Raw genomic sequence first — 23,289 nt, forward strand, 5'->3', positions numbered from 1 at the left:
GGGAATTCGACGCATGAAAAGAGTGATTCACTCAGGTAGAGCGAGTCTAGTGACGCTGATCGCCGCGTTAGCGCTCACGGCGTGTGGCCAGGAGCAGCCACAAGAGCAGCAAAGCCAGCAGCAGGAAGCGCCGCCCCACCCGGTGGAGGTCACTGAGATAGCGCGTCGGGACATACCGCTGGATAAATCCTACCCCTCGCTGTTGCGCAGCGATAGTGAAGTGACGCTCGTGGCACGCGTCAGCGGCTTTTTGGAAGAGCGCCACTTCGAACCTGGTCAAATGGTCGAGCAGGGCGATCGTCTGTATACCATCGAGCCCGATCTGTATCAGGCGACCGTCAACCAGCGGGAAGCCGACCTGCAAAGCGCCCGCGCCGAGCTGGCCCGTGCCCAGCGCGATGCTCAGCGTTTCGAGCAGCTGCTGAGCCAAAACTCCGTTAGCCGCCAGCAGTACGATCAAGCGCTTGCCGAGCAGCGCGTGGCGCAGGCCAACGTTGCCCAGGCGGAGGCGGCACTGACCAGCGCCAACCTGGACTTAGGCTACTCCAACGTGACGGCACCGGTATCCGGCATGATCAGCTTGAGCCAGATCAACGTCGGCAACTTGGTGACGTCGGGCACCGAGCTTGCCACGATCACGCCGCTGGATCCGCTGGAAGTGCGCTTCCAGTTGCCCCAGCGTGATGCCTTCGAGCTGCGTCGCCAGCTCGGCAGCGACGGCGATGCTTCCCAAATCACCGCTCGCCTGCGGGTGCCTGGGTTGGATGGTAGCGAAGGCAGCGAGCTGGAAGGTCGCCTGGACTTCCTCGGTTCCCGCGTGGATACCGGCACCAGCACCGTGCAGGCCTCGGCGACCTTTGCCAATCCCGATGGCGCAGTGCTGCCAGGCCAATTCGTGCGCGTGCGTATCGAAGGCTTGAAGCGCTTCGGCGTGCTGGCCGTGCCAGAAATTGCCGTCACGCAAGGCTTGATGGGGCCTTTGGTATACGTGCTGGATGACGAGAACAAAGCCCGGGAGCGCACCGTTCAGTTGGGTGAAGTCGCAGGCCCATGGCAAATCATCCGCGATGGTCTGGAGCCTGGTGATCGCGTGGTCGTCGGTGATCCTGCCGGTCTGGAAGCGGGGGTCTTGATCGATCCTCAGCCGTTTAGCGGCAGCGCGACTGAGGTAGTGGAAGAAGCGATGCAGGAAGATGCCCAGGAAGAAGCGCAAGCCGCTGAGGCAATGCAGCAAGCCGACGGCGCGCAACCCGCTGCTGAAGGGGAAGAGGGCGCGCAATAATGAATTTCTCTAACTTCTTTATCAGTCGTCCGATTTTTGCCACGGTACTGGCAATCATCGTCACGCTGGTAGGTGTGATGGCCATGCGGGTCCTGCCGATCGAGCAGTACCCCAGCGTGGTGCCGCCCACGGTATCGGTACAGGCCCAGTTTCCAGGGGCGGATGCCGAAACCGTAGCGCAAACGGTGGCGGCCCCGCTCGCCGAGGCGATTAACGGCGTCGAGGACATGCTCTACATGACCTCCAATAGCGCCGATAACGGCACCATGAGTCTGAGTGTAGCGTTCAATATCGGCACGGATGGCGATATCAACACGATCAACGTCAACAACCGTGTGCAGGGGGCGCTATCGCAGCTACCGGAGGCCGTGCAGTCCCAGGGGGTCACCGTCGAACTGCGCTCAGACTCCATTTTGATGCTGGTGGCGCTGACCTCGCAAAGCGGGGATTACGATAAGATCTACATGCAGAACTACGCCACGCTCAACATTCTGGATGAGCTTCGCCAAGTGCCAGGGGTGGGTAACGCCGAGGTGCTCGGCGGCGGTGAGTTCGCCATGCGGATATGGATGGACCCCGACAAGCTGGCGCAATACGACCTCACGCCCAGCGAAGTGGCTAGCGCCATTCGTGCTCAGAACACCGAAATTCCCGCTGGTAACCTGGCCGCGACGCCGCAAAGCGACCCGCGCGCCTATACCTACACGATCACCGCCGGTGGACGACTCACTAGCACCGATGATTTCCGTGAGATTTTCCTTCGCACCAACCCCGATGGCTCGTCGCTGCGCCTACAAGACGTAGCGCGTATCGAACTGGGCGCCTCGTTCTATGGCGTCGACGCACGATTGAACGGCGACGCCATGACGCCGATCATCATCAATCAGCAGCCGGGGGCCAACGCGCTGGAAACCGCCGAGGCGGTGCGTGCCACCATGGAAGAGCTGGCCGGGCGGTTCCCGCCAGGGCTCGAGTACGTCACTCCCTACGATACGACGCTGTTCATCGATGCCTCGGTAGAAACGGTGATCAAGACGTTCATCGAAGCGTTTCTGATCGTCATCGTGATCCTGTTCATCTTCCTGCAGAACTGGCGCTTTACCGTGATCGCCATGTCGGTGGTGCCGGTGTCGGTGATCGGTACCTTCGCAGGCTTTTATCTGTTCGATTTCTCGATCAACCTGCTGACGCTATTTGCCCTGGTGCTGTCGATAGGCATCGTGGTGGATGACGCCATACTGGTGGTCGAGAACGTCGAGAGGGTTCTTAGCGAAGAGGACGACATCAGCGTTCGTGAGGCGACGATCCGAGCCATGAAGGAAGTCGGTGGGCCGGTCATTGCGACCTCGCTGATCATGGCGGCGGTATTCGTACCGGTCGCTTTCTTGGGAGGCTTCACCGGGCAGATCTATCAGCAGTTCGCGATTACCGTAGCCATCTCGGTGGCGCTGTCGGCGCTGATGGCGTTGACCTTCACCCCCGCCCTGTCGGCGATCTTCATCAAGCACAACTTGCACAAAACCAAGCAATCGGCGTTCAAGCGTGCCATTACCACGCCGCTGCGGCTGTTCGACCGCTTCTTTGCGGGCTTCACCGCGGTGTACATGTGGGTGGTGAAGAAGCTGGTGCGTTTCTGGGTGCTGGCGCTGGCGTTGACCGTGGCGGTGGGCGCAGGCTCTTATTGGCTCTACGCCAATACGCCCTCGACGCTGGTGCCAGAAACCGACCAGGGGATCGTCTTGGCAAGTATCTCTTTGCCGGATGCGGCCTCGCTGAGTCGTACTCAAGCGTACATGGCCGAGTTGAGCGAGCAGATCGAAGCCATCCCTGGTGTCGAGTACTCCTCAGCTGTGGCGGGTTACGACATTCTCTCCAGTGCGGTGAATACCGCACGCGGCATCATGTTCATCAACATGAAGCCATGGGCAGAGCGTGAACTCACCGCTAACGAACTGGTCGGCCGCATCATGCAACTGGGTGCCAGTATCGATGGCGGTTCGGCGATGGCCTTCAACGTGCCGCCGATCATGGGGCTTTCCACGACCGGTGGCTTCACCGGCTATTTGCAGTCGTTCGACGGAGCGTCCACGCGGGAGCTGTATGAAGCTTCGTTGCAAATCATGCAGGCGGCGAACCAGCACCCGGTGCTGAACCGTGTGTTCACCACGTTCAACGTGAACGTGCCTTCGTACCGGGCGGAGATCGACCAGCAAAAAGCGCTCAGCTACGGCGTTGCGCTGGAGAACATCAATTCGGCGCTGGCGAACACCTTTGGTAATGGGTTTGTGAATTACTTTAGCTACCAAAACCGCAACTTCCAGGTGTACTTACAGAACGAGGACGAGTTCCGTAAAACACCGGAAGACGTCAACAACGTCTACGTGCGCGGCGGTAATGGCGAGCGTATTCCACTCTCTGAGTTCGTCACGCTAGAGCGTCAAACGGGACCTGCGGTGGTGTCGCGTTTTGGGGTCTACGCGGGGGCGCAATTCCAGGGTAACCCGGCACCCGGCTACAGCTCGGCCCAAGCCATCGAGGCCATGGAAGAAGTGGTGCAAGAGACGCTGGGCGATAACTGGGGCATGGGCTGGACCGGAACGGCGTATCAGGAGTCCAACCTGGGTAATACCGCCACGCTGGCCATCGTGTTCGGTATCTTGATGGTGTTCTTGATTCTGGCGGCACAGTACGAAAGCTGGTCGTTGCCGTTGGCGGTTCTCACCGCTACACCTTTCGCCTTCCTGGGCGGCATCGCGGGTATCGTGCTACGCGGATTGGATACCAGTGTCTACGTGCAGATCGGCATGCTGGTGGTGGTCGGCCTGGCGGCGAAGAACGCCATCTTGATCGTCGAGTTTGCCGAGCTGCAGCGTAAAGAGCAGGGTAAGTCGATTCGTGAAGCTGCGGTGACCGCAGCAGAGCTGCGCTTCCGTCCGATCGTCATGACCTCATTGGCGTTCATTTTCGGCACGTTACCGTTGGCGCTGGCCACCGGTGCCAGTGACGTGAGCAGTCACCACATTGGTACTACGGTAGCGGTGGGTATGGCCTCCGTGGCGGTGTTGGGAAGTCTCTTCATTCCCAGTTTCTACGCCATGATCGCGTCGGTCTCGGATTGGCTCTATCGTAAGCGCCATCCGAACGGCAACCGCCAATCGCAGGCGGAACTTGGCCACGATAACGGTTAATGTATCTGGCTTGACTGACGACGGGCGCCCTTTTCAGGGCGCCCGTTTTTTTGCCACCGATCCGATTGCCCCTCGACCCTGGCGCTTCATAAGCCAATGAGATGAGCTACGCTAGTAGTGACCCCGTTTTTAGCTTGTACTAATAAACGCCAATAATCAGAGCGTGGGTCAGGCGCAAACAAGACTGGGTACGCCCAGAGGAGGACACGCCATGCAAACGCTTATCTCTGCTGCGCTGCAGTTTCCTACCGTCGTGTTTAGTTTTTTGCTGGCGCTAATGGCGCTCTACTGGCTGCTGGTACTCATTCGACTAGCCCCTCTAGAGCTTTTCGAGCGCGACAGCTTACGCGATGATCATATGGCCAGCACCTTGGTCTCGCTTGGGTTTGCCGGGGTACCCGCGACGCTGGCGCTCAGCTTCTTGATGCTCATTGCCGGTGCGTTATCACTAGCCGTCGAGCTGCTCGCTCTGCGATGGATGCCGCTTGGATTGCTCAGGGTGCCGGTCGGGGTGTTGGTCGTGTGGGCTGCGCTCGCGGTAGCTTCCCCCATCGCTGCCGCTTTATGCCATGCGCTGCAGCGTGCGCTGCACCGTTATCAACCCTTCAAACGTCGCTGTCTGCTGGGCGCTACCGTCGTGGTGGCAGAGCGCCAAAACGACGAATCTGCCAGCGCTACGCTGCTCAATGAGCCCAACAGTACGGTCATATTGCACTGTAAAGCCGGGGACTGCCCGCAGCCGGGTGAACGCCGTGTGTTGGTGAAGTATCTAGCCAAGGAAGGGGCATACCGCAGCGTGCTAGAGCAGCACTATCTGGATACACGGGTGCGTATCAATAAGCTTCGTTTGCAGCACAAGCAGCATCCTAACGGATACTCCACCTAACGGCTGCCTTCAGCGATGAAACCAGCGCTGCCACTGTCTCGTCAGCCAGCTCAATAGGGTGGGCGCAGCGGTGGCGGCACGTTCGCGATGTGTGCGTGCAGGCGCGTCGAGGAAGTGGCGTATGGGCGTAACCTGTTCGGGCGTGTTGAGCATCGGAGCGTGGCCGCATCCTGTGACGGTCAAGGTCGTCAAGGTAGGCTGGACCTCGGCCATCTTGGGTAGCGTCTCGGCATCCAATAGGGTCGATGTCTCTCCGCGAATCACCATCAGCGGGCAGCGAATGTTGGCCCAGTCGGCCCAGGTGTCTCTGGGTGTGTCGTGGATAAACTGTTCGCCGATACGCGGGTCGAAGTGGTAGGTCCAACTGCCGTCGGGCAGGCGGCGAGCGCTGTTCAAGGCCAGCTCTCGCCACTCCTCCTCGCAGGTGATACCAAAACTGGCGTAATGCTGGGTAAGTTCTGCTTTTAAGTCGGCAAAGTTGTTGAACCGATGCGTCACGCCAAAGTAGCTCGACAAGGCGATCAGCCCCTCTTTATTCAGCTCGGGCCCCACGTCGTTGAGTATCAGCCGTGAAATGCGCGAGCGGTGCTGTGCGTCTGCTGCGATCAACATGCCCAGCAGGCCGCCCATGGACGTCCCCAGCCAGTCCACCTGATCGAGCTCGTAATGATCCAGCAACGCAACGGCAATGGTGATGTAGTGACTGTAGAGATAGTCATGGGCGGGAAACAGCGACCAGCTGGAGAGTCCGCGACCCGGAGTGTCTGGGGCGATGATGCGCCACTCGCTGCCCAGCTCTCTCGCCAGGGCGGCGAAGTCACCGCCGTGGCGGGCAAGCCCGTGCCAAGCGATCAGAGTGCGCGTTGCTTTTGGGTTCCAAATGCGTACGGCCACGTCCAACTCGCGCACGCGGATAAATTCCAAAGCATCCATACTGGGCTCCTTTCATGAGATAGCTCCAGTATAGGCGATTTGCTGCAGTGCAACAGAGAGGGGAGTCACCTCAGCGGTGGAGCATGGCCATTAAAGCGTCAATCAACTCTCCGCCGCGCTCGCGTAGGGAAAACGCATCGGGATTACGTAGCCAGTCGTGAAACAGGCCGCCAAGAGTAGCCTGCATGAGCCTCGTGGCAATCTCCGGTGTTATATCATCGCGTAATAGCTGCTGCTGTTGGGCGAGCTGAAACACCAGAAGCATCTCGTCGAAGCATTCTTCGGCAATTTCATCCTGCATTTCGATGGGATTGATGTCGCTAAAGAACTCACAGCGATGCAGCAGAATCGATAGGATGCGCTGGTGAGAGGGCTGCTCCAAACGGTTCAGGCCCGCATGGCAGGCAAGACGGATGGCATCGAGTGGTGACACCGTGGGGTCGGCGTTATTGACCTCTTCCATCAACGACTGAAATGGCATGCGCACCCGCTGTACCAGCGCCATGAAGAGGTCACCCTTGTTTTTGAAGTGCCAATAAACGGCACCTCGGGTAAGGCCAGCATGGCGAGCAATTTGCTCCAATGACGTGCGCGCAACGCCTTTTGCGAAAAACACCTCTTCAGCAGCATCCAACAGCGCTTCGCGAGTTGCAGCAGCCTCCGCTTTGGTTTTTCTTGCCATGAAACCATTACCTCACTCTCGATACACAATGGCGTTATTTTATCTGATGTGGTGCCTTTTTACATTCAAAACTGTATGGATAATGGGTATAAGTTGATAATCTAGGTTATCAAGCACGTTACTTAATGGTTGAAAACGGATATGATTTCATTTTAAAACACTGTTTTAAAACCTTTCAAAGCCCTGGTGCCACTTAGAAATGGCGTATCAGGCTATGTCTCCCTGCATGTATAAGGAATGGCCATGGCGCGAGCTCCTTTCTCCCTAGCTGGGCATACCGTGATGCCTGGGCAACGTTTACAGATCGACGTGCCGGTGGCGCGCCTGTATACCCATACGCCGCTGCATATTCCGGTCGAAGTGGTTCATGGCCGCAAAGAGGGGCCGGTAATGTTAGTGTGTGGAGGGATTCATGGCGATGAGATCAATGGTGTGGAGATCGTCCGCCGTTTGCTGCGCTCGAAGACGATCAATAGCCTGCGTGGTACGCTGATTGCGGTGCCGGTGGTCAATGTTTTCGGCTTTCTCCAACAGACGCGTTACCTGCCTGACCGTCGCGACTTGAACCGCTGTTTCCCTGGTAGCGAAAAAGGTTCGCTGGGCGGCCGAATCGCGGCGCTGTTTCGCGATGAGATCGTCGATCACGCCACCCATATCATTGACCTGCATACCGGCGCCATTCACCGCACGAACTTGCCGCAAATCCGTGCACAGCTAAGTACGGGCAGCGAAACCGAGCGCATGGCAGACGCCTTTGGTGCGCCGGTTATTTTGAATGCGGAACTACGCGAAGGCAGCCTGCGTCATTACGCCCAAAGCCGCGGTATTCCGGTGCTCACCTATGAGGCGGGTGAAGCGCTGCGCTTCGATGAATGGGCCATTGTCCCAGGGGTGCAAGGCGTGCTGCGCGTCATGCGCCGCTTGGGCATGCTCACAGGCGAGCAGCGTCGCCGTGCCCCGGCTCCGGCCGAACTGGCCAATGGCTCAAGCTGGGCGCGCGCACCCATCGACGGCATCTTGCGCCCCAAGGTGCGCTTGGGGGCGCGAGTGGCCAAAGGCGAGGTGCTTGGCAAAGTGGCAGATCCATTCGGCAACGATGAAGACGAAGTGCGCGCCATGGCGGACGGCATCGTCATCGGCATGAGCCGCTTACCGCTTGCCAACGAAGGAGAGGCGCTTTACCACATTGCCCGTTTCGATGAGATCGAAGAAGCCGAGACGGCCATCGAAAGCTTTCAGTCCAGCCTGACGCCTCCACCAGACGCGCTGTATTGACGTTACCTCGATAGTTAACAGCTATTAAAGCAATAGCCCTATAACCAGCGCCATGGATGGCGCGATGCTGGCTTGTTGACTATACCTGTGTGGATGCCGTTTTAGCTTACGTTAAAAAGCAGTAGCGGTGATTTCCAGTGGTACAGACCGTGCCATGTCGAGTGTGACAAGGAGGAAGAGCAATGAGTAGTGGTAGCCAGCATCCCACCACCAATGAAGCAGGTATTCCGGTAGCGAGCGATGAGCATTCGCTGTCGGTAGGCGCGGATGGTCCGATCGTGATGCACGATCACTACCTGATGGAGCAAATGGCGGCGTTTAACCGGGAAATGATTCCCGACCGGCAGCCCCATGCGAAAGGCAGTGGCGCTTTTGGTCACTTCGAAGTCACTCAAGACGTTAGCCAATACACCAAAGCAAAATTTCTGCAGCCAGGCACGAAGACCGATGTCCTCATTCGCTTTTCCACCGTAGCAGGGGAGAGCGGTAGCCCGGATACATGGCGCGATCCGCGCGGCTTCTCGATCAAGTTCTACACCGAAGAAGGTAACTTCGACATGGTGGGTAACAACACCCCCGTGTTCTTTGTACGCGACCCAATGAAGTTCCAGCACTTCATCCATTCTCAAAAGCGCCGCGCCGATAATGGCCTGCGCGATCACGACATGCAGTGGGATTTTTGGACGCTGGTGCCTGAATCTGCTCACCAAGTGGCTTGGCTCATGGGCGACCGCGGCGTTCCCGCCACCTGGCGGCACATGAACGGCTACTCCAGCCACACCTATATGTGGGTAAACGATGAGGGCGAACGGTTCTGGGTGAAGTACCACTTCAAAACCGATCAAGGCATCAAATGCATGACTCAAGAGCAGGCCGACCAGATGGCCGGTAGCGATGCGGATTACCACCGCCGCGACCTGTTCGAGGCCATCAAGCGCGGCGATTACCCCACCTGGACGTTGCACATGCAGATCATGCCGTTCGAGGATGCCAAGATCTATCGCGTTAATCCCTTCGATCTTACCAAAGTGTGGTCACACAAAGATTACCCCTTGATCGAAGTGGGTAAACTGACGCTCGACCGTAACCCTACCGATTTCCATAGCGAAATCGAGCAGGCCGCGTTCGAACCCAACAACATGGTGCCCGGCACCGGGCTGTCGCCGGATAAAATGCTGCTGGCTCGCTCCATTTCCTATGCGGATGCCCACCGCGCACGGTTAGGGGTAAACTACAAGCATATCCCCGTGAATACCCCCAAATGCCCTGTGCATAGCTATGGTCAGGGTGGCGCCATGCGCATTCGCCACGCCACTGATCCTGTCTACACCCCCAATAGCAAAGGCGGCCCCAAAGCAGATGGGCAGCGCTACCCGGAAGATGCGGTGTGGTCGACGGATGGGCAATTCGTACGCGCCGCGTACACGCTGCGCAAAGATGACGACGACTGGAGCCAAGCGCACACCCTGGTGCGTGAGGTGATGGACGATGCCCAGCGTGACCGGTTGGTTTCCAACGTGGTGGGGCACCTTTCCGGTGGCGTCACCGAGCCGGTGTTGGAGCGCGCGTTTGAGTATTGGCGCAACATCGACCAAGAGGTGGGCGAGCGTATCGAGCAAGGCGTTCGCGCGCAGTAGCCCCGTAAACGACAACGCCCAACGATAACATCGTTGGGCGTTAGCTAAACTGTCAGCCCATTGGCCCGGGCACCATTTAGCATGTCTGATTTATTTCCCCTAATACTTGGCTATTACCTAATCCTGGCAATATCACGTGCTGGCGGGTTGCCAAACATGCGTGCATATTCGCGGCTGAACTGCGAGGGGCTTTCGTAACCTACCTTATATGCTGTGCTGGCCGCATCCAAATGCTGCGCAATCATCAAACTACGCGCTTCGACCAACCGGACTGACTTCTGAAACTGCAACGGACTCATGTTGGTTACCGCTTTAAAATGGGCATGAAAAGACGACACGCTCATTCCAGCCATCGCCGCCAGTTCCTCTATGGTGACGGTTTGATCGTAGTCCCGGCGTAATTTTTGAATAGAAACCGAAATGCGCTGAGTTGGCGTGCCTTTTAATGAGATCTGAGCAATTTCTTTGCCGTAGTTGCTACGCAGCATACGATAGTGCATCTCGCGGACTAGGCTTTCGCCAAGTACCGGAATATCGTCTGTCACTTGCATTAATGTTAATAAACGCAGCAGGCTATCGCCCATTTGTGGGTCAACCTGGCCGATAAACAATCCACTTTCGGCTTTGCGGTTTGCAACGGCCAAATGTTCCATCTGTAGCAGTAATTCTGACAGTATCCTGACATCAATATTAATCTGGATAACATAATACGGCTGCTGCTCTGATGCTTCTACCACGGTACCAAGAATGGGTAAGTCGACCGAGGCCACCAGAAACTCCAGTTCGCCATAACTTAGTATATCGGTGCCAAGCATTACGTTTTTGCGGCCCTGCACGATAATACATAGACAGGGTTCATACACCGCTGGCATCGTGACCTGAGAGCTGCGAACTTTGTAACAAAATACATTAGGTAAAGCGGTGCTGTTTAGCCCTTCATTAACGGCAACTTGCTGGACCAGCGGCAACAGTTGTCGTTTCAGAGTACTGTGAATCATCTCTCCACCCCCCCCCCCCCTCTGACTTAGGTTGGATAATCAGGCAATCATAGCGTATTTTTGGGTATCCATAACAGTCCTTCATGCTTTTAACATAACAGGCATCGGGTTAGCCCGTATAAAAGCAGCATTATTTTCTTTATTTACAAAGGATTTTGTTATGAGCGCTATCAAACCTAGAGTTGTTCTGGTCACCGGTGCCAGCAGCGGTATTGGTGAAGCCACCGCTGAAATATTAGCTAACGCCGGGCACACCGTGCTGGTAGCAGCGCGCCGTACTGATCGGCTTGAAGCATTAACTCAGAGAATTAAGCAAGCAGGTGGTAAGGCGAAAGCTTATACGCTTGATGTCACATCACGCGATAACTTTAAGGCGGTAGTGGCGGCTGTCAGCGAAGAGTTCGGCCCGGTTGATGTTTTGGTGAACAACGCTGGCTTAATGCCGCTGTCACCCATGGCGGCGCTGAAAGCAGATGAGTGGAACCGAATGATAGACGTGAACATTAAAGGGGTATTAAACGGCATTGAGTCTGTGCTCAGCGTGATGGAGCAGCGTGGCGGGCATATAATCAATACTGCGTCTATAGCTGCCCACAGTGTATTTCCGACAGCTGCAGTGTACTGCGGAACTAAGTTTGCAGTACGTGCTATCTCCGATGGTCTGCGGATGGAAACAAAAAAAGTCAGGGTTACCACTATTTCGCCGGGTGTAGTCGAAAGCGAGTTGGCGCACACCACCACAGACACCGCAACTAAAGCCTGGCTGGAAGATTTTCGTCAGGTAGCGCTGAAGCCTGACGCGATAGCAAATGCCATTGCCTACGCCATAGTGCAACCGGATGATGTAAATATCGATGAAATAATTATTCAGCCAACGCAATCTGGCTACTAAGGTTTATCTGTTTACGCAACCGGTAAATTAAAACCCCGGCCGCGCAGTTGAGCTGCGCACCGGGGTCTTCTTCGAGAGGTGCTGCAGCCGTTTTTGCTCACGCTGCGCATTCATCAGCGCCGGTAGCTAGCAACGTTAGTACTGAACTTATTGGCAAGGCTTACACGAAAGAGGCGCCTTTAGCCAAAATATCCCACGGCTTACCGTCAAAATTTGCCACTGCGACGATGAGGTTAGCACCATCAATTAGGTGTGGCGCTGTTTGAACGAAAAGCCCGAGGTATCGAGCCTACAGAGGCGGCGCACGATTTAGCGCTGCAGGTTTCAACTCCCCTGGATGTGTTAGAACAAAAGCTGGCTGGTCTTATGCTCTTCGATAGACTCCGCTTCAAACTTAGGCTCGCGAACCAAGCCGAGCGCATCATCAAACAAACGTAAGCCTGCACCCTCTTTGTGCGCATGCTCCGACAGGTGGCGACGGAACCGACGCCCGCCAGGACAGCCCTGAAACAGCCCAAGCAGATGCCGAGTGATATGATTCAGCTTGGCCCCTTCATCCAGCCGCTGCTGAATGTACGGGCGAAACGCCGTGGCTGCTTCCAATCGCGTACGCGCAGGGCCAGACTTCCCAAAAATCTGCTTATCCACACTCGCCAGTAACCACGGGTTTTGGTACGCCTCACGACCTACCATCACGCTATCTACGTGCTCAAGCTGCGCTTGGCACTCTCCAAGCGTTTTAATGCCGCCGTTGATGCCGATGTGCAGCTCAGGATAGCTCTGCTTCAGCCGGTGCACGCGGGGATAATTCAGCGGCGGAATATCGCGATTCTCTTTCGGCGACAGCCCCTGCAGCCACGCCTTGCGGGCGTGTACGGTAAACACCTCACAGCCCGCCGAGGCCAAGATATCGATAAATCGTGCTAAATCTGTATCTTCATCCTGATCATTGATGCCGATGCGGCACTTCACCGTGACCGGAATCGACACCGCCGCCTGCATGGCTTTCACCGCCGCCGCTACTTTCTCTGGGTGGCCCATCAGACACGCGCCAATCATGTTGTTCTGTACCCGGTCGCTGGGGCAGCCAACGTTCAGATTGACCTCATCATAACCCCACGCCTGCGCAATCGCCGCGCACTCCGCCAGTTCCCCCGCATCGCTGCCCCCCAACTGCAGTGCAATCGGATGCTCCACCTCGCTATAACCCAGAAAGCGCTCCCGGGGAGAACCATGCAACACCGCCCCAGTCGTCACCATCTCGGTATATAGCAGCGCCCGCTTGGTCAGCGTGCGCGCGAAGGCGCGGTAATCTCGGGTCGTCCAATCCATCATAGGCGCGACGGAGAATCGGCGTGCCATGTCTGCTGGGCTTTGTTTATTCATATCAATCACTTGCATCATAAGATGCTATCTATAAGTCATGCTCTATGTACCACTAATGTTCCAATAGCAAGTTTCTTGCCGTGTAACGAAAAGCGGTGGTGCACCATGGCTATGTATTCGAAGGGGCATCGTTGGCGTGCGATTGTACGCAAGAAGCTATGAACAGTACAAAGCTAAGCTATCTCTGTACGACTGTTGAGGTCCTAACACTGTGGACCCCATTGGAGAGGCATGGCGTCTCTAAGGAGGGGTGAGAGGTCTGTCTCAATCATCGCGCAGCCCTCATCAGTTCTTATAAACCCCTGCATCACTTTGCGTATTTTGTGGTCAAAAAAAGGTATGGTGAGAGTCAACGCTGGGTAGGCAGGCGTGGCACATTAAGATGAGGAGTCGTTATGGGGAAGACGCTCGGTTATGTTGGCGTGGCGTTAGTCGGGGCCCTGCTATTGAGCGGGTGCAGCGGGCCGGAGGAAGAGGTCTCACAAACCCAGCCTAACTCCGTGGCCGAAGAGCGCGCCTCTGAGCCGGAACCGCCAACGCAGCAGGTGGAGCCCCTGGAAGTCGTTATTTCGACGTCAGCGTCACTGCGTCCCGATCGCCGCCTAATGGTAGAAGGCGACACCAATTTGCCGGATAACGCCCAAGTGCAGGTGATTATCGAGCGGGAGCTAAGCCGCGTCCGTTGGCAAGCGCGTACGCGAGTGATGGACGGTAAATTCGAAGCGGGGCCCTTTGGTTCTGGCAGCGGCCTACCGGATGGGGGCTATTGGGTTACGGTACAGTTAGGTGAGGCTGCCGTTCAGCCAGAAAGCGTGCAGGAACGCATTGGTGGAGAAGGCGAATACTTGGCGGGAGAGCTGGTCAGCCAATCCCGCCACGGTCTAGGGCAGATAGCCACCTACTCGCGCCGTTTCTTGATTGGCAATGAACCAAGACGGACGCGCGACCAGGTGGAGGTGATTGAGGACAACTAAAGGGATGGGGAGGTAGTTGCTTTAGGCAGGACACCAGTGTGCCAGTAATACGGCATGGATAGAGATGTCACTTGGCGCTTTCGCAAAGTGTTCGATCACGAAGCGGTTATCCCGCTGGACCAAGTAATGGCCCGCCTTATGGAACACATGTGTTGGGCCGAGCAGGAGTAAATCCCCGGATGCAATGGGTGAAAAATCCGTGTCTTTGCCCGGGGTCGCCATCACGCAGGGCGCTTTCCAGTCGATCTTCAACGGCAGATGATGCGGCACGGTAATGGTCGTGGCCTGAACCTGTTCCCAGGGGAGGGGACCCGTATGGCTCAGGGTTAACAGTTGAGGTGCACTATCACCTTCTAGCAGGGTAGCCAGCGAACAATCGAGGGCATCGGCGAGCGCCACTAGACGCTCGTGGCCGATCTGTTTAATCGCCCCGGACTCCCAGTAAGAAATGGTGACATCTGACACGCCAACTTTACGTGCAAGGGCAGCCTTGTTGAGCTTGGCCCTAAGCCGCAGTTGCTTGATACGTGAGCCTAGCGATTCCATTTCATTTTCCTGTCGATGAGCTGAATCAGCTCGTTGAATGTACTTCCACCCGCAAGGTGGCGCTCTGATCATACTGAGAAAGACGCAATGTTTTCTCATGTACGAACACGAATCATAGGTACTGCGTCATACTAAGCGATTGTGCATTAGCGCGCATCTTCCTATCGACGATCCTTGAGCACTCGTTCAGACGCTTTTAAGCCAAACTCGTTCCCTTATGGAGGCTGTTGGTTGATCTAAGGGTGCGTATAATGGCGCCACGCTTAATTGCCAAAAGGATCCGTTGATGACCGTTCGCACTCGTATCGCGCCTTCTCCTACAGGCGATCCGCACGTAGGTACTGCTTATATTGCGTTGTTCAATCTCTGCTTTGCTCGTCAGCACGGCGGGCAGTTCATTCTGCGTATCGAAGATACCGATCGGGTGCGTTCGACTCCCGAGTCCGAACAGATGATTTTGGATTCCTTGCGCTGGCTGGGGTTGGAGTGGGATGAAGGTCCTGACGTTGGTGGCCCACATGGCCCTTATCGCCAAAGCGAACGTGGCGATATCTATGCGATGCACGCCCAGCGGCTGCTGGATGCTGGTCATGCTTTCAAATGTTACCGCACCAGCGAAGAGTTGGACGAACTGCGTGAGTCTCGCAAAGAGGCGGGCCTACACTTAGCGCTGAAGCCAGCCGATCTAGCCTTGGACGTCGACGAGCAGGCACGCCGTGAGCAAGAAGGCTGGCCGTACGTCATTCGTATGCACGTACCCAGCGAGGGTGTGTGTGTGGTGAGCGACATGTTGCGCGGCACGATCGAGGTCGATTGGGCGCAGGTCGATGCGCAGATTCTGATGAAGTCAGACGGTATGCCCACCTATCATCTGGCGAACGTGGTGGATGACCATCTGATGGGCATTACTCACGTACTGCGTGGTGAAGAGTGGATCAACTCCGCGCCGAAGCACCAACTGCTATATGAGTACTTTGGCTGGGAAATGCCGCAGCTCTGCCATATGCCGTTGCTGCGTAATCCGGATAAGTCCAAGCTCTCCAAGCGTAAGAATCCCACATCGATCAACTACTATCGTCGCATGGGGTTTTTACCCCAGGCCGTTACCAACTACCTAGGGCGCATGGGCTGGTCGATGCCCGACGAGCGTGAAAAATTCAGCCTGTCAGAAATGATGGCGGAATTCGATATTCAGCGCGTCTCCCTCGGTGGTCCCGTGTTCGATCTGGAGAAGTTAACGTGGCTAAACGGCGTTTACATTCGAGAAGATTTGGATGACGACGCCCTGCTTCAGGCGCTGCGCGAATGGGCGTTCAACGATGCGTACGTTAAACAGATTTTGCCGCAAGTGCGTCCACGGATAGAGACGCTTTCTCAGGTCGTACCGCTCGCTGGCCATTTCTTCTCAGGTTTGCCAGCGATCAGTAAAGATGACTTTGATAGCGTAAAGCTGGACGACGAAGAACTCGTCAAGCTGCTGCAATTCCTGGTTTGGCGTTTCGAGGCCGTTTCTGCTTGGCATAAAGACGCACTTCTGGCCGAGGTGAAAACATTGTCAGAGCACTTCGAGCTCAAAATGAAAGTGTTCTTGGCACCGGTGTTCATTGCCATCACCGGAAGTGCGTCCAGTACCTCGGTGATGGATGCGATGGCTATCTTGGGCTCCGATGTGACACGTGCGCGGTTGCGTAACGCTATTGACGTGTTAGGGGGTGTTTCCAAAAAGCAAGCGAAGCGGTTTGAAAAAGAGTACCGCGATCTGTAATTGACCCCTGGTATGAAAATGGAGAGAGCGTCGCGCGGTCTAGTTATGAACGCGTGGCGTTTTCTTCGGGAAATAGGCTTGACGAAGATCAGGCGAATCAGTAATATACGCTCCGTCTTCGCGACATGTGGGGCCTTAGCTCAGCTGGGAGAGCGCAACACTGGCAGTGTTGAGGTCAGCGGTTCGATCCCGCTAGGCTCCACCAATATCAGCCATCCCTGATGTTGATTGTCCAAGATATCTAAGGTCTGACAACGTCCCATTCGTCTAGTGGTCTAGGACACCGCCCTTTCACGGCGGGAACAGGGGTTCGAACCCCCTATGGGACGCCACTCTCTTTGTTTCTCTCCTTAAATCATTTCGATTCGCGAATAGCAATGAGTCTTCTCACTTGCCTTTTTTGCATTCCCGTTGTCTAGAACTTGCGTCTATTTCACGCGTTTTTTGTCCATATTGTGCTTGACTTGTCCACTTTTGTAACTTGGAGGATCGGGTTGTGCACAACCACATAAAGATGAAGCAAAAAATCAGCAATTTAGCGTAAGCTCTTTAAAATCAATCAGTTATATTAGGTTAAAAAATAACCAATTTAAGGTTGAGTCACTGTTCATGGCGATTGTGGGGCGTTTTCTAGTGGTTGTGAACAGGGTTATCCACAGATAGTGTGGAAAACCCTGGCTAGGCAGCGAGTGCCAAAAAGTCAAGCGTTATTCAGGTTTGCGCAGCCGTTTTAGTAGCGATGACGTGTCCCAGCGGCCGCCTTCCATACGCTGTACGTCCGCATAGAATTGGTCGACCAACGCCGTGACAGGAAGGGTGGCGTCTAACCGTCGCGCTTGCTCGAGGCATATCCCCAGATCCTTGCGCATCCAGTCCACCGCGAAACCATGGTTATACTCATCAGCAATCATTGTTTTATGACGGTTCTCCATCTGCCAAGACCCTGCAGCGCCTTTGGAAATGACGTCGATGACTTGGTGCTGATCGAGTCCGGCTTGCTCAGCAAAGTGCAGGCCTTCCGCCAAGCCTTGTACCAAGCCTGCAATGCAGATCTGATTCACCATTTTGGTGAGCTGACCACTGCTGGCAGCGCCCATGAGCGTGACGGCACGTGCGTAATGATTCAGGAAAGGGGCGACGGCATCAAAATGCGCTTGCTCGCCGCCGCACATGATGGTCAGTGCGCCGTTCTCGGCACCTTGCTGGCCGCCTGACACGGGGGCGTCAATAAACGCTACGCCATTTTCTCGACAGGCAGCATCCAGCTCCAGCGCTAAATCCGCTGACGCGGTGGTGTGATCGACGAGGTAGCTCCCGCTGGTCATGGTGCTCAGTACACCATCGCTGCCCATGGTCACTTGGCGCACATCGTCATCGTTGCCGACACACACCAATACCAAATCGGCCCCCTGGGCTGCCTCGGCGGGTGTCGCGTGAGCCGTGCCGCCAAAGGCGTTAGCCCATGCTTCTGACTTGCTTGCGGTGCGGTTGTAAACCCGCGTGGTGAGGCCCTGCTTGGCGAGGTGGCCGGCCATCGGGTAGCCCATGACGCCAAGGCCGATAAACGCAACGGTTTTGATAGATTGCATAAAGCACCTTTGTTGTTGGTAGGAAGTACGAGCAAACAAAAGGCCACCCGTGGGTGGCCTTCGTCATCCTATGCATGCATTAGCGCGTTAGCTGCCAAATCACTTGCTGGGATAGTCACGTTTTTCGTGACCGACGTACAGCTGGCGCGGGCGGCCGATTTTGTAGCTTTCGCTGAGCATTTCATGCCAGTGGGAGATCCAACCAATGGTACGCGACACCGCAAAGATCACGGTGAACATGTTGGTCGGAATGCCCATGGCTTTCAGAATGATGCCTGAGTAGAAATCGACGTTCGGATACAGTTTGCGCTCGATGAAGTATTCATCTTCGAGTGCGATTTGCTCCAGGCGCTTGGCGATTTTGAGCTGCGGGTCGTCGGCCATGCCGAGCTCGGCCAGTACTTCGTCGCAGGTCTCTTTCATCACTTTGGCGCGTGGGTCGAAGTTGCGGTAGACGCGATGACCGAAGCCCATCAGTTTGAAGGGATCGTTCTTGTCTTTCGCTTTATCCACGAAGCGCTGAATGTTCTCTTCGGAATCGTCGCCGATTTCGTCCAGCATGTTGAGCACGGCCTCGTTGGCACCGCCATGCGCAGGACCCCACAAGGCCGCAATGCCCGCGCTGATACAGGCAAACGGGTTGGCGCCAGTTGAGCCTGCCAGACGAACGGTAGAGGTAGAGGCGTTTTGCTCGTGGTCCGCATGCAGCATGAAGATGCGGTCCATGGCTTTCGCGTATACCGGGTTGATTTTGTACTCTTCGCACGGGTTGCTGAACATCATGTAGAGGAAATTCTCTGCATAGCTCAGATCGTTGCGCGGATAATTGAACGGTTGGCCCACATTGTACTTGTGCGACATGGCGGCCAGGGTCGGCATCTTGGCGATCAAACGGATCGCGCTGATGACGCGGTCTTCTTCCTGAGTGATGTCCATGTGATCGTGGTAGAAGGCTGCTAGGCCGCCCACGACACCGCACAGAATCGACATTGGGTGCGCGTCACGGCGGAACCCTTTGAAAAAGTTGTTGATCTGGTCGTGCACCATGGTGTGATTGCGAATACGTGATTCGAAATCAGCGTACTGCTCGTCGTTGGGCAGCTCACCAAACAGCAGGGTGTAGCAAACTTCTACAAAGTTCGACTCTTTCGCCAGTTGATCAATGGGGTAACCGCGGTGCAGCAGTACGCCCTTGCCGCCATCGATATAGGTGATGGCAGATTGGCAGGAAGAGGTGGCCATAAAGCCGGGGTCGTAGGTAAACAGGCCTTCGGCGCCTAAGCCGCGCACGTCGATGACGTCGGGGCCAAGTGTGCCGGAATACATGGGTAGCTCGATCGTTTTGTCGAGACCGTCTACCGTCAATGTCGCTTTCCTGTCAGCCATGCTGGCCTCCTTTCGAATTCGGTTTGGGACGTAAAGTCGTTGTTTCGCATACCGCGCCGGCGAAAAGGCTTGCCCACTATAGAAGTGTGCGACATTTTGTCAATTAGCCTAAGCGCTAGCTATGCTTGTACAGAGATTGTTGTTATGAACAATTTTTGTATATGATAAATGAGGTGTTCATAGTAGCGAAGTGCCAGAGGATTGACGATACGTTAACAGGCTTATCAAACCATCAATCTCCTGTCACTATAACCATGCTGCATCGCAAAATCGACTCGGGTAGGCGGCATTTTTCTTGCACCATGGTCGAGTTAAGCCTGAGATCGGTTTGTCAGCAGGGGCTAAGGTTCTTATAATCCACGGCGCGCGACCGGCAGGTAGGTGGTCGTGCCCGACTTGGCAACGGCCGAGCCCCTTCCAGCAACCACTGCCCGCTCGGGCTATGCCCGACCTGTCGCAGAGCGGGCCAAGAGAGTGTGTATAACGCCGTGAATAGCAAACGACCCGTAAACCTAGATCTAACGACGATACATTTCCCACTACCGGCGCTAACGTCGATTACACACCGTATCACGGGTGTGATCCTGTTCGTTGGCCTGATTTTCGCTTTTTGGGCGTTGGGTAAATCCCTATCATCTCCGGCTGGCTTCGATGCTGTCAGCAGTGCCTTAGCCAACAACTTCTTTGCCAAGCTCGTTGCGTGGGGGCTGCTGTCTGCCTTGGCATTCCACTTTGTGGCAGGCATCAAGCACCTGCTGATGGACGCCAATATTGGGGTGACCTTAGAAGGTGGCGTGAAAAAAGCACAGGCGACCGTCGTGGTAAGCGCGGTTCTGATCATTCTGGCAGGAGTTTGGGTATGGTAACCAACATTACGAGTTTTGGCCGTAGCGGTCTGTCTGACTGGCTGATGCAGCGTGTTTCTGCGGTCGTGCTGGCCCTCTATACCGTTTTCGTCGTTGCTTACCTGCTGTTGAATCCGAACCTGGATTACTACACCTGGAGCGGCCTGTTCGAGCAAACCTGGATGCGTATTTTCTCGCTGCTGGCGTTTATCTCGATCGCTGCGCACGCCTGGATCGGTTTGTGGACCGTCACCACCGATTACCTCAAGTCCACTCGCCTGCGCGTGGGTGCCCAGACGCTGATCATTCTGGCCATCTTCGTGTACCTCGTGTGGGGCATTCAAATTCTGTGGGGAGCTTGATACATGTCTAACCTTCGTAGCCTGACATTCGACGCCATCATCATCGGTGGCGGTGGCTCTGGCCTGCGTGCGGCGCTCGAACTAGCAAAATCCGGTAAAAAGACAGCCGTACTTTCCAAAGTGTTCCCGACGCGCTCTCACACGGTTTCTGCTCAAGGCGGTATTACCTGTGCCATCGCCTCCGCCGACCCGAACGATGACTGGCGTTGGCACATGTACGACACGGTCAAAGGCGGCGACTACATTGCTGACCAAGACGCCGCTGAATACATGTGCTCCGAAGGCCCCAAAGCGGTCTTCGAACTGGAACACATGGGCCTGCCGTTCTCGCGTTTCGATAACGGCCGCATCTACCAGCGTCCGTTCGGCGGTCAGTCGAAGAACTTCGGTGAAGGCGGTCAGGCAGCGCGCACCTGTGCAGCCGCCGACCGTACCGGCCACGCACTGCTGCACACCCTGTACCAAAACAACCTCAAGAACAACACCACGTTCTTGAACGAGTGGTATGCAGTCGACCTGGTCAAGAACGCCAGCGGTGACGTAGTGGGCTGTATCGCCATGTGCATCGAAACTGGTGAAGTGGTGCACGTCAAATCGAAAGCCACGGTTCTGGCGACGGGCGGTGCGGGTCGTATCTACGCCTCTACCACCAACGCTCTGATCAATACCGGTGACGGCATCGGCATGGCGCTGCGCGCGGGCTTCCCGATGCAGGATATGGAAATGTGGCAGTTCCACCCGACCGGTATCTACGGTGCGGGCACCTTGGTGACCGAAGGATGCCGTGGTGAGGGTGGCTACCTGATCAACAAAGACGGCGAGCGTTTCATGGAGCGTTATGCACCGAACGCCAAAGACTTAGCGGGTCGAGACGTGGTGGCACGCTCCATGGTCATGGAGATTCTCGAAGGCCGCGGCTGTGGCGAGAAGGGTGATCACGTCTTCCTGAAACTCGATCACCTTGGCGAAGAAGTCCTTGGCAAGCGTCTGCCGGGGATCGTCGAGCTCTCCAAGACCTTCGCCCATGTCGATCCGGCGAAAGACCCGATTCCTGTCGTCCCGACCTGCCACTATATGATGGGCGGTATTCCGACCAACATCCATGGCCAAGCGATCACTCAAGACGAAAATGGTAACGACCAGATCGTCAACGGCCTGTTCGCCTGTGGCGAAGCGGCGTGTGTATCGGTCCACGGTGCCAACCGCCTGGGCGGTAACTCACTGCTCGACTTGGTGGTCTTCGGCCGTGCTGCGGGTATGTTCATCGAAGGCGCGCTGAACGAAGGTATCGAATACCTCGACGCTTCCGAGTCGGACATCGAGTTCGCCATGAAGCGCATCACGCGCTGGAACGAATCCGAAGAGGGTGGCGAAAGCATTCCGGCACTGAAAGCCGAGCTGCAAGACATCATGCAGAACTCTTTCGGTGTATTCCGTGAAGAGAAAAACATGCAAGAAGGTGTCAAAAAGCTGGCGGACCTGCGTGGCCGCATTGCCAATGCGCACCTGCCGGACAAATCCAACGCGTTCAACACGGCTCGTGTCGAAGCGCTGGAGCTGGACAACCTGATGGAAGTGGCAGAAGCAACGGCGATTGCTGCCCTCGAGCGTAAAGAGAGCCGTGGTGCCCACTCGCGCTACGACTACCCTGACCGTGATGATGTCAACTGGCTGAAACACTCGCTCTACTTCCCGGCCAGCAAAGAGCTGAAGAAGCGCGACGTCAACTTCAAGCCGAAAACCGTCGATACGTTCGAGCCCAAGGTTCGTACCTACTAATCTCCGCACCGACGAGAGGGAGTCACCATGTCCAATCTTCAGGTATCCGTATACCGCTACAATCCGGAAACCGACTCCGCACCTTATATGCAGGAGTTTCAGGTCGATACCAAAGGCCGCGATCTGATGGTGCTGGATGTTCTGCATCTGATGAAAGAGCAAGACAGCGGTTTGGCCTATCGCCGCAGCTGCCGTGAGGGTGTTTGCGGTTCCGACGGCATGAACATGAATGGCAAAAACGGCCTGGCGTGCATCACGCCGCTGTCAGACGTCGTGAAAAACAACAAGCTGACACTTCGCCCGCTGCCTGGTCTTCCGGTCATCCGCGATATGGTGGTCGACATGGGGCTGTTCTATAAACAGTACGAGCGTATCCAGCCGTATCTGCAGAACGACACCCCGGCACCGGCCATTGAGCGCCTGCAGTCGCCGGAAGAGCGCGACAAACTGGACGGCCTATACGAATGTATTCTGTGCGCGTGTTGCTCCACATCGTGCCCGTCGTTCTGGTGGAATCCGGACAAATTCGTGGGTCCTGCTGGCCTGCTGCAATCCTACCGCTTCCTGGCCGACAGCCGCGATACCGCAACCCGTGAGCGCCTGACCAGCTTGGAGGATCCGTTCTCGGTTTTCCGCTGCCGTGGCATCATGAACTGTGTTGCCGTGTGCCCGAAAGGTCTTAACCCGACCCGTGCAATTGGTAAAATTCGTGAAATGTTGCTTGCGGACGCTACGTAACTATCTAATCCCATGAAGAAAAAGCGTGTACCACGTAAGTTGCAGCATAAAGCTACTTAAATCGTGGCGCTTCGCTTGTTATCATAGGGGCCGTCACGGTGCGGCGACGCGTCGCACCGTGGTCAGCCAAGTTTAAAAGCCGGTGC

19 protein-coding genes and 2 tRNA genes are annotated in these 23,289 nt (G+C 55.9%); 14 read left to right on the plus strand and 7 right to left on the minus strand.

The features are described from left to right. Nucleotides 1–13: 13 nt before the first annotated feature. From MHM85_RS03980 to MHM85_RS03990, 3 genes are all read left to right on the plus strand, one after another. Nucleotides 14–1,282: an efflux RND transporter periplasmic adaptor subunit gene (locus MHM85_RS03980; protein WP_139525371.1), complete on the plus strand. Its 1,269-nt coding sequence runs from the start codon at nucleotides 14–16 to the stop codon at nucleotides 1,280–1,282. Further along, the gene (locus tag MHM85_RS03985) at nucleotides 1,282–4,470 is read left to right on the plus strand and encodes an efflux RND transporter permease subunit (protein ID WP_139525372.1); all 3,189 of its coding nucleotides are present in this window, start codon (nucleotides 1,282–1,284) and stop codon (nucleotides 4,468–4,470) included. The genes MHM85_RS03980 and MHM85_RS03985 overlap by 1 nt, the downstream gene beginning before the upstream one ends. Before the next feature lie 211 nt (nucleotides 4,471–4,681). Beyond that, nucleotides 4,682–5,356, plus strand: coding sequence for a hypothetical protein (locus MHM85_RS03990; RefSeq protein ID WP_139525373.1), 675 nt, complete (start codon nucleotides 4,682–4,684; stop codon nucleotides 5,354–5,356). Nucleotides 5,357–5,365: 9 nt separating this feature from the next. Here the strand turns inward: MHM85_RS03990 and MHM85_RS03995 are convergent, their stop codons facing one another. Both MHM85_RS03995 and MHM85_RS04000 read right to left on the minus strand, forming a co-directional pair. Next, nucleotides 5,366–6,289, minus strand: a complete 924-nt coding sequence (locus MHM85_RS03995; RefSeq protein WP_139525374.1) for an alpha/beta hydrolase — start codon at nucleotides 6,287–6,289, stop codon at nucleotides 5,366–5,368. Nucleotides 6,290–6,359: 70 nt separating this feature from the next. Next, nucleotides 6,360–6,971: a TetR family transcriptional regulator gene (locus tag MHM85_RS04000; protein ID WP_139525375.1), complete on the minus strand. Its 612-nt coding sequence runs from the start codon at nucleotides 6,969–6,971 to the stop codon at nucleotides 6,360–6,362. A gap of 243 nt (nucleotides 6,972–7,214) precedes the next feature. Here MHM85_RS04000 and MHM85_RS04005 point away from each other — a divergent pair, with 243 nt between their 5' ends. Then, nucleotides 7,215–8,246, plus strand: a complete 1,032-nt coding sequence (locus MHM85_RS04005; protein WP_139525376.1) for a succinylglutamate desuccinylase/aspartoacylase family protein — start codon at nucleotides 7,215–7,217, stop codon at nucleotides 8,244–8,246. 182 nt (nucleotides 8,247–8,428) lie between these two features. Beyond that, nucleotides 8,429–9,883 carry a catalase gene (locus MHM85_RS04010; RefSeq protein WP_139525377.1) on the plus strand — a complete coding sequence of 485 codons (1,455 nt, stop codon included), beginning with the start codon at nucleotides 8,429–8,431 and terminating at the stop codon, nucleotides 9,881–9,883. 113 nt (nucleotides 9,884–9,996) lie between these two features. Here the strand turns inward: MHM85_RS04010 and MHM85_RS04015 are convergent, their stop codons facing one another. Continuing rightward, nucleotides 9,997–10,881 (minus strand): AraC family transcriptional regulator, encoded by an 885-nt coding sequence (locus MHM85_RS04015; RefSeq protein ID WP_153842313.1) that lies wholly within the window; start codon nucleotides 10,879–10,881, stop codon nucleotides 9,997–9,999. Between the two features lie 160 nt (nucleotides 10,882–11,041). Here MHM85_RS04015 and MHM85_RS04020 point away from each other — a divergent pair, with 160 nt between their 5' ends. Continuing rightward, nucleotides 11,042–11,773, plus strand: coding sequence for an SDR family oxidoreductase (locus MHM85_RS04020; protein WP_139525379.1), 732 nt, complete (start codon nucleotides 11,042–11,044; stop codon nucleotides 11,771–11,773). Between the two features lie 342 nt (nucleotides 11,774–12,115). On the opposite strand, the gene dusA is transcribed toward MHM85_RS04020, so the two are convergent. Further along, nucleotides 12,116–13,159, minus strand: coding sequence for a tRNA dihydrouridine(20/20a) synthase DusA (gene dusA / locus MHM85_RS04025; protein ID WP_153842314.1), 1,044 nt, complete (start codon nucleotides 13,157–13,159; stop codon nucleotides 12,116–12,118). A gap of 395 nt (nucleotides 13,160–13,554) precedes the next feature. Between dusA and MHM85_RS04030 the strand changes: the two genes are divergently transcribed. Beyond that, complete coding sequence (locus MHM85_RS04030; protein ID WP_139525432.1) at nucleotides 13,555–14,133, plus strand: hypothetical protein; 579 nt, start codon at nucleotides 13,555–13,557, stop codon at nucleotides 14,131–14,133. A 21-nt stretch (nucleotides 14,134–14,154) separates the two neighbouring features. Here the strand turns inward: MHM85_RS04030 and MHM85_RS04035 are convergent, their stop codons facing one another. Then, complete coding sequence (locus MHM85_RS04035; RefSeq protein ID WP_139525433.1) at nucleotides 14,155–14,679, minus strand: helix-turn-helix domain-containing protein; 525 nt, start codon at nucleotides 14,677–14,679, stop codon at nucleotides 14,155–14,157. A gap of 286 nt (nucleotides 14,680–14,965) precedes the next feature. Here MHM85_RS04035 and gltX point away from each other — a divergent pair, with 286 nt between their 5' ends. The 3 genes from gltX (at nucleotide 14,966) to MHM85_RS04050 (ending at nucleotide 16,776) form a co-directional block, all read left to right on the plus strand. Further along, nucleotides 14,966–16,444 (plus strand): glutamate--tRNA ligase, encoded by a 1,479-nt coding sequence (gene gltX, locus MHM85_RS04040; protein WP_153842315.1) that lies wholly within the window; start codon nucleotides 14,966–14,968, stop codon nucleotides 16,442–16,444. A 129-nt stretch (nucleotides 16,445–16,573) separates the two neighbouring features. Beyond that, nucleotides 16,574–16,649: transfer RNA gene (locus MHM85_RS04045), tRNA-Ala, on the plus strand. Nucleotides 16,650–16,700: 51 nt separating this feature from the next. Then, nucleotides 16,701–16,776 (plus strand) — tRNA-Glu (locus MHM85_RS04050). A gap of 375 nt (nucleotides 16,777–17,151) precedes the next feature. Here the strand turns inward: MHM85_RS04050 and MHM85_RS04055 are convergent. Together MHM85_RS04055 and gltA are read right to left on the minus strand one after the other, a co-directional pair. Beyond that, nucleotides 17,152–18,033 (minus strand): NAD(P)-dependent oxidoreductase, encoded by an 882-nt coding sequence (locus MHM85_RS04055; RefSeq protein WP_139525435.1) that lies wholly within the window; start codon nucleotides 18,031–18,033, stop codon nucleotides 17,152–17,154. Nucleotides 18,034–18,132: 99 nt separating this feature from the next. Further along, nucleotides 18,133–19,419, minus strand: a complete 1,287-nt coding sequence (gene gltA, locus MHM85_RS04060; protein ID WP_139525436.1) for a citrate synthase — start codon at nucleotides 19,417–19,419, stop codon at nucleotides 18,133–18,135. A 488-nt stretch (nucleotides 19,420–19,907) separates the two neighbouring features. On the opposite strand from gltA, the gene sdhC reads away from it, so the two are divergent. The 4 genes from sdhC to MHM85_RS04080 are packed head-to-tail and all read left to right on the plus strand — an operon-like array spanning nucleotide 19,908 to nucleotide 23,143. After that, nucleotides 19,908–20,285, plus strand: a complete 378-nt coding sequence (gene sdhC / locus MHM85_RS04065; protein WP_196781579.1) for a succinate dehydrogenase, cytochrome b556 subunit — start codon at nucleotides 19,908–19,910, stop codon at nucleotides 20,283–20,285. Beyond that, nucleotides 20,279–20,626, plus strand: coding sequence for a succinate dehydrogenase, hydrophobic membrane anchor protein (gene sdhD / locus MHM85_RS04070; RefSeq protein ID WP_139525437.1), 348 nt, complete (start codon nucleotides 20,279–20,281; stop codon nucleotides 20,624–20,626). Before sdhC ends, sdhD begins: the two co-directional genes overlap by 7 nt. A 3-nt stretch (nucleotides 20,627–20,629) precedes the next feature. Beyond that, on the plus strand, nucleotides 20,630–22,405 hold the full coding sequence (gene sdhA / locus MHM85_RS04075) for a succinate dehydrogenase flavoprotein subunit (RefSeq protein WP_139525438.1): 1,776 nt from the start codon (nucleotides 20,630–20,632) through the stop codon (nucleotides 22,403–22,405). 27 nt (nucleotides 22,406–22,432) lie between these two features. Next, nucleotides 22,433–23,143: a succinate dehydrogenase iron-sulfur subunit gene (locus MHM85_RS04080; protein WP_016914530.1), complete on the plus strand. Its 711-nt coding sequence runs from the start codon at nucleotides 22,433–22,435 to the stop codon at nucleotides 23,141–23,143. Nucleotides 23,144–23,289 lie beyond the last annotated feature (146 nt).

Source organism: Halomonas sp. McD50-4, assembly GCF_022348135.1.
GTDB lineage: Bacteria > Pseudomonadota > Gammaproteobacteria > Pseudomonadales > Halomonadaceae > Vreelandella > Vreelandella piezotolerans.

Bases quoted from the DNA above. Each gene is read 5' to 3' on its own strand.
- MHM85_RS03985 (WP_139525372.1), top strand. From the start codon at position 1,282: ATGAATTTCTCTAACTTCTTTATCAGTCGTCCGATTTTTGCCACGGTA.
- MHM85_RS04000 (WP_139525375.1), bottom strand. From the start codon at position 6,971: ATGGCAAGAAAAACCAAAGCGGAGGCTGCTGCAACTCGCGAAGCGCTG.
- MHM85_RS04030 (WP_139525432.1), top strand. From the start codon at position 13,555: ATGGGGAAGACGCTCGGTTATGTTGGCGTGGCGTTAGTCGGGGCCCTG.
- MHM85_RS03990 (WP_139525373.1), top strand. From the start codon at position 4,682: ATGCAAACGCTTATCTCTGCTGCGCTGCAGTTTCCTACCGTCGTGTTT.
- MHM85_RS04020 (WP_139525379.1), top strand. From the start codon at position 11,042: ATGAGCGCTATCAAACCTAGAGTTGTTCTGGTCACCGGTGCCAGCAGC.
- MHM85_RS04015 (WP_153842313.1), bottom strand. From the start codon at position 10,881: ATGATTCACAGTACTCTGAAACGACAACTGTTGCCGCTGGTCCAGCAA.
- MHM85_RS04080 (WP_016914530.1), top strand. From the start codon at position 22,433: ATGTCCAATCTTCAGGTATCCGTATACCGCTACAATCCGGAAACCGAC.
- MHM85_RS04055 (WP_139525435.1), bottom strand. From the start codon at position 18,033: ATGCAATCTATCAAAACCGTTGCGTTTATCGGCCTTGGCGTCATGGGC.
- gltA (WP_139525436.1), bottom strand. From the start codon at position 19,419: ATGGCTGACAGGAAAGCGACATTGACGGTAGACGGTCTCGACAAAACG.
- MHM85_RS03995 (WP_139525374.1), bottom strand. From the start codon at position 6,289: ATGGATGCTTTGGAATTTATCCGCGTGCGCGAGTTGGACGTGGCCGTA.
- MHM85_RS04035 (WP_139525433.1), bottom strand. From the start codon at position 14,679: ATGGAATCGCTAGGCTCACGTATCAAGCAACTGCGGCTTAGGGCCAAG.
- MHM85_RS04010 (WP_139525377.1), top strand. From the start codon at position 8,429: ATGAGTAGTGGTAGCCAGCATCCCACCACCAATGAAGCAGGTATTCCG.
- sdhA (WP_139525438.1), top strand. From the start codon at position 20,630: ATGTCTAACCTTCGTAGCCTGACATTCGACGCCATCATCATCGGTGGC.
- MHM85_RS04005 (WP_139525376.1), top strand. From the start codon at position 7,215: ATGGCGCGAGCTCCTTTCTCCCTAGCTGGGCATACCGTGATGCCTGGG.
- sdhD (WP_139525437.1), top strand. From the start codon at position 20,279: ATGGTAACCAACATTACGAGTTTTGGCCGTAGCGGTCTGTCTGACTGG.
- MHM85_RS03980 (WP_139525371.1), top strand. From the start codon at position 14: ATGAAAAGAGTGATTCACTCAGGTAGAGCGAGTCTAGTGACGCTGATC.
- gltX (WP_153842315.1), top strand. From the start codon at position 14,966: ATGACCGTTCGCACTCGTATCGCGCCTTCTCCTACAGGCGATCCGCAC.
- dusA (WP_153842314.1), bottom strand. From the start codon at position 13,159: ATGAATAAACAAAGCCCAGCAGACATGGCACGCCGATTCTCCGTCGCG.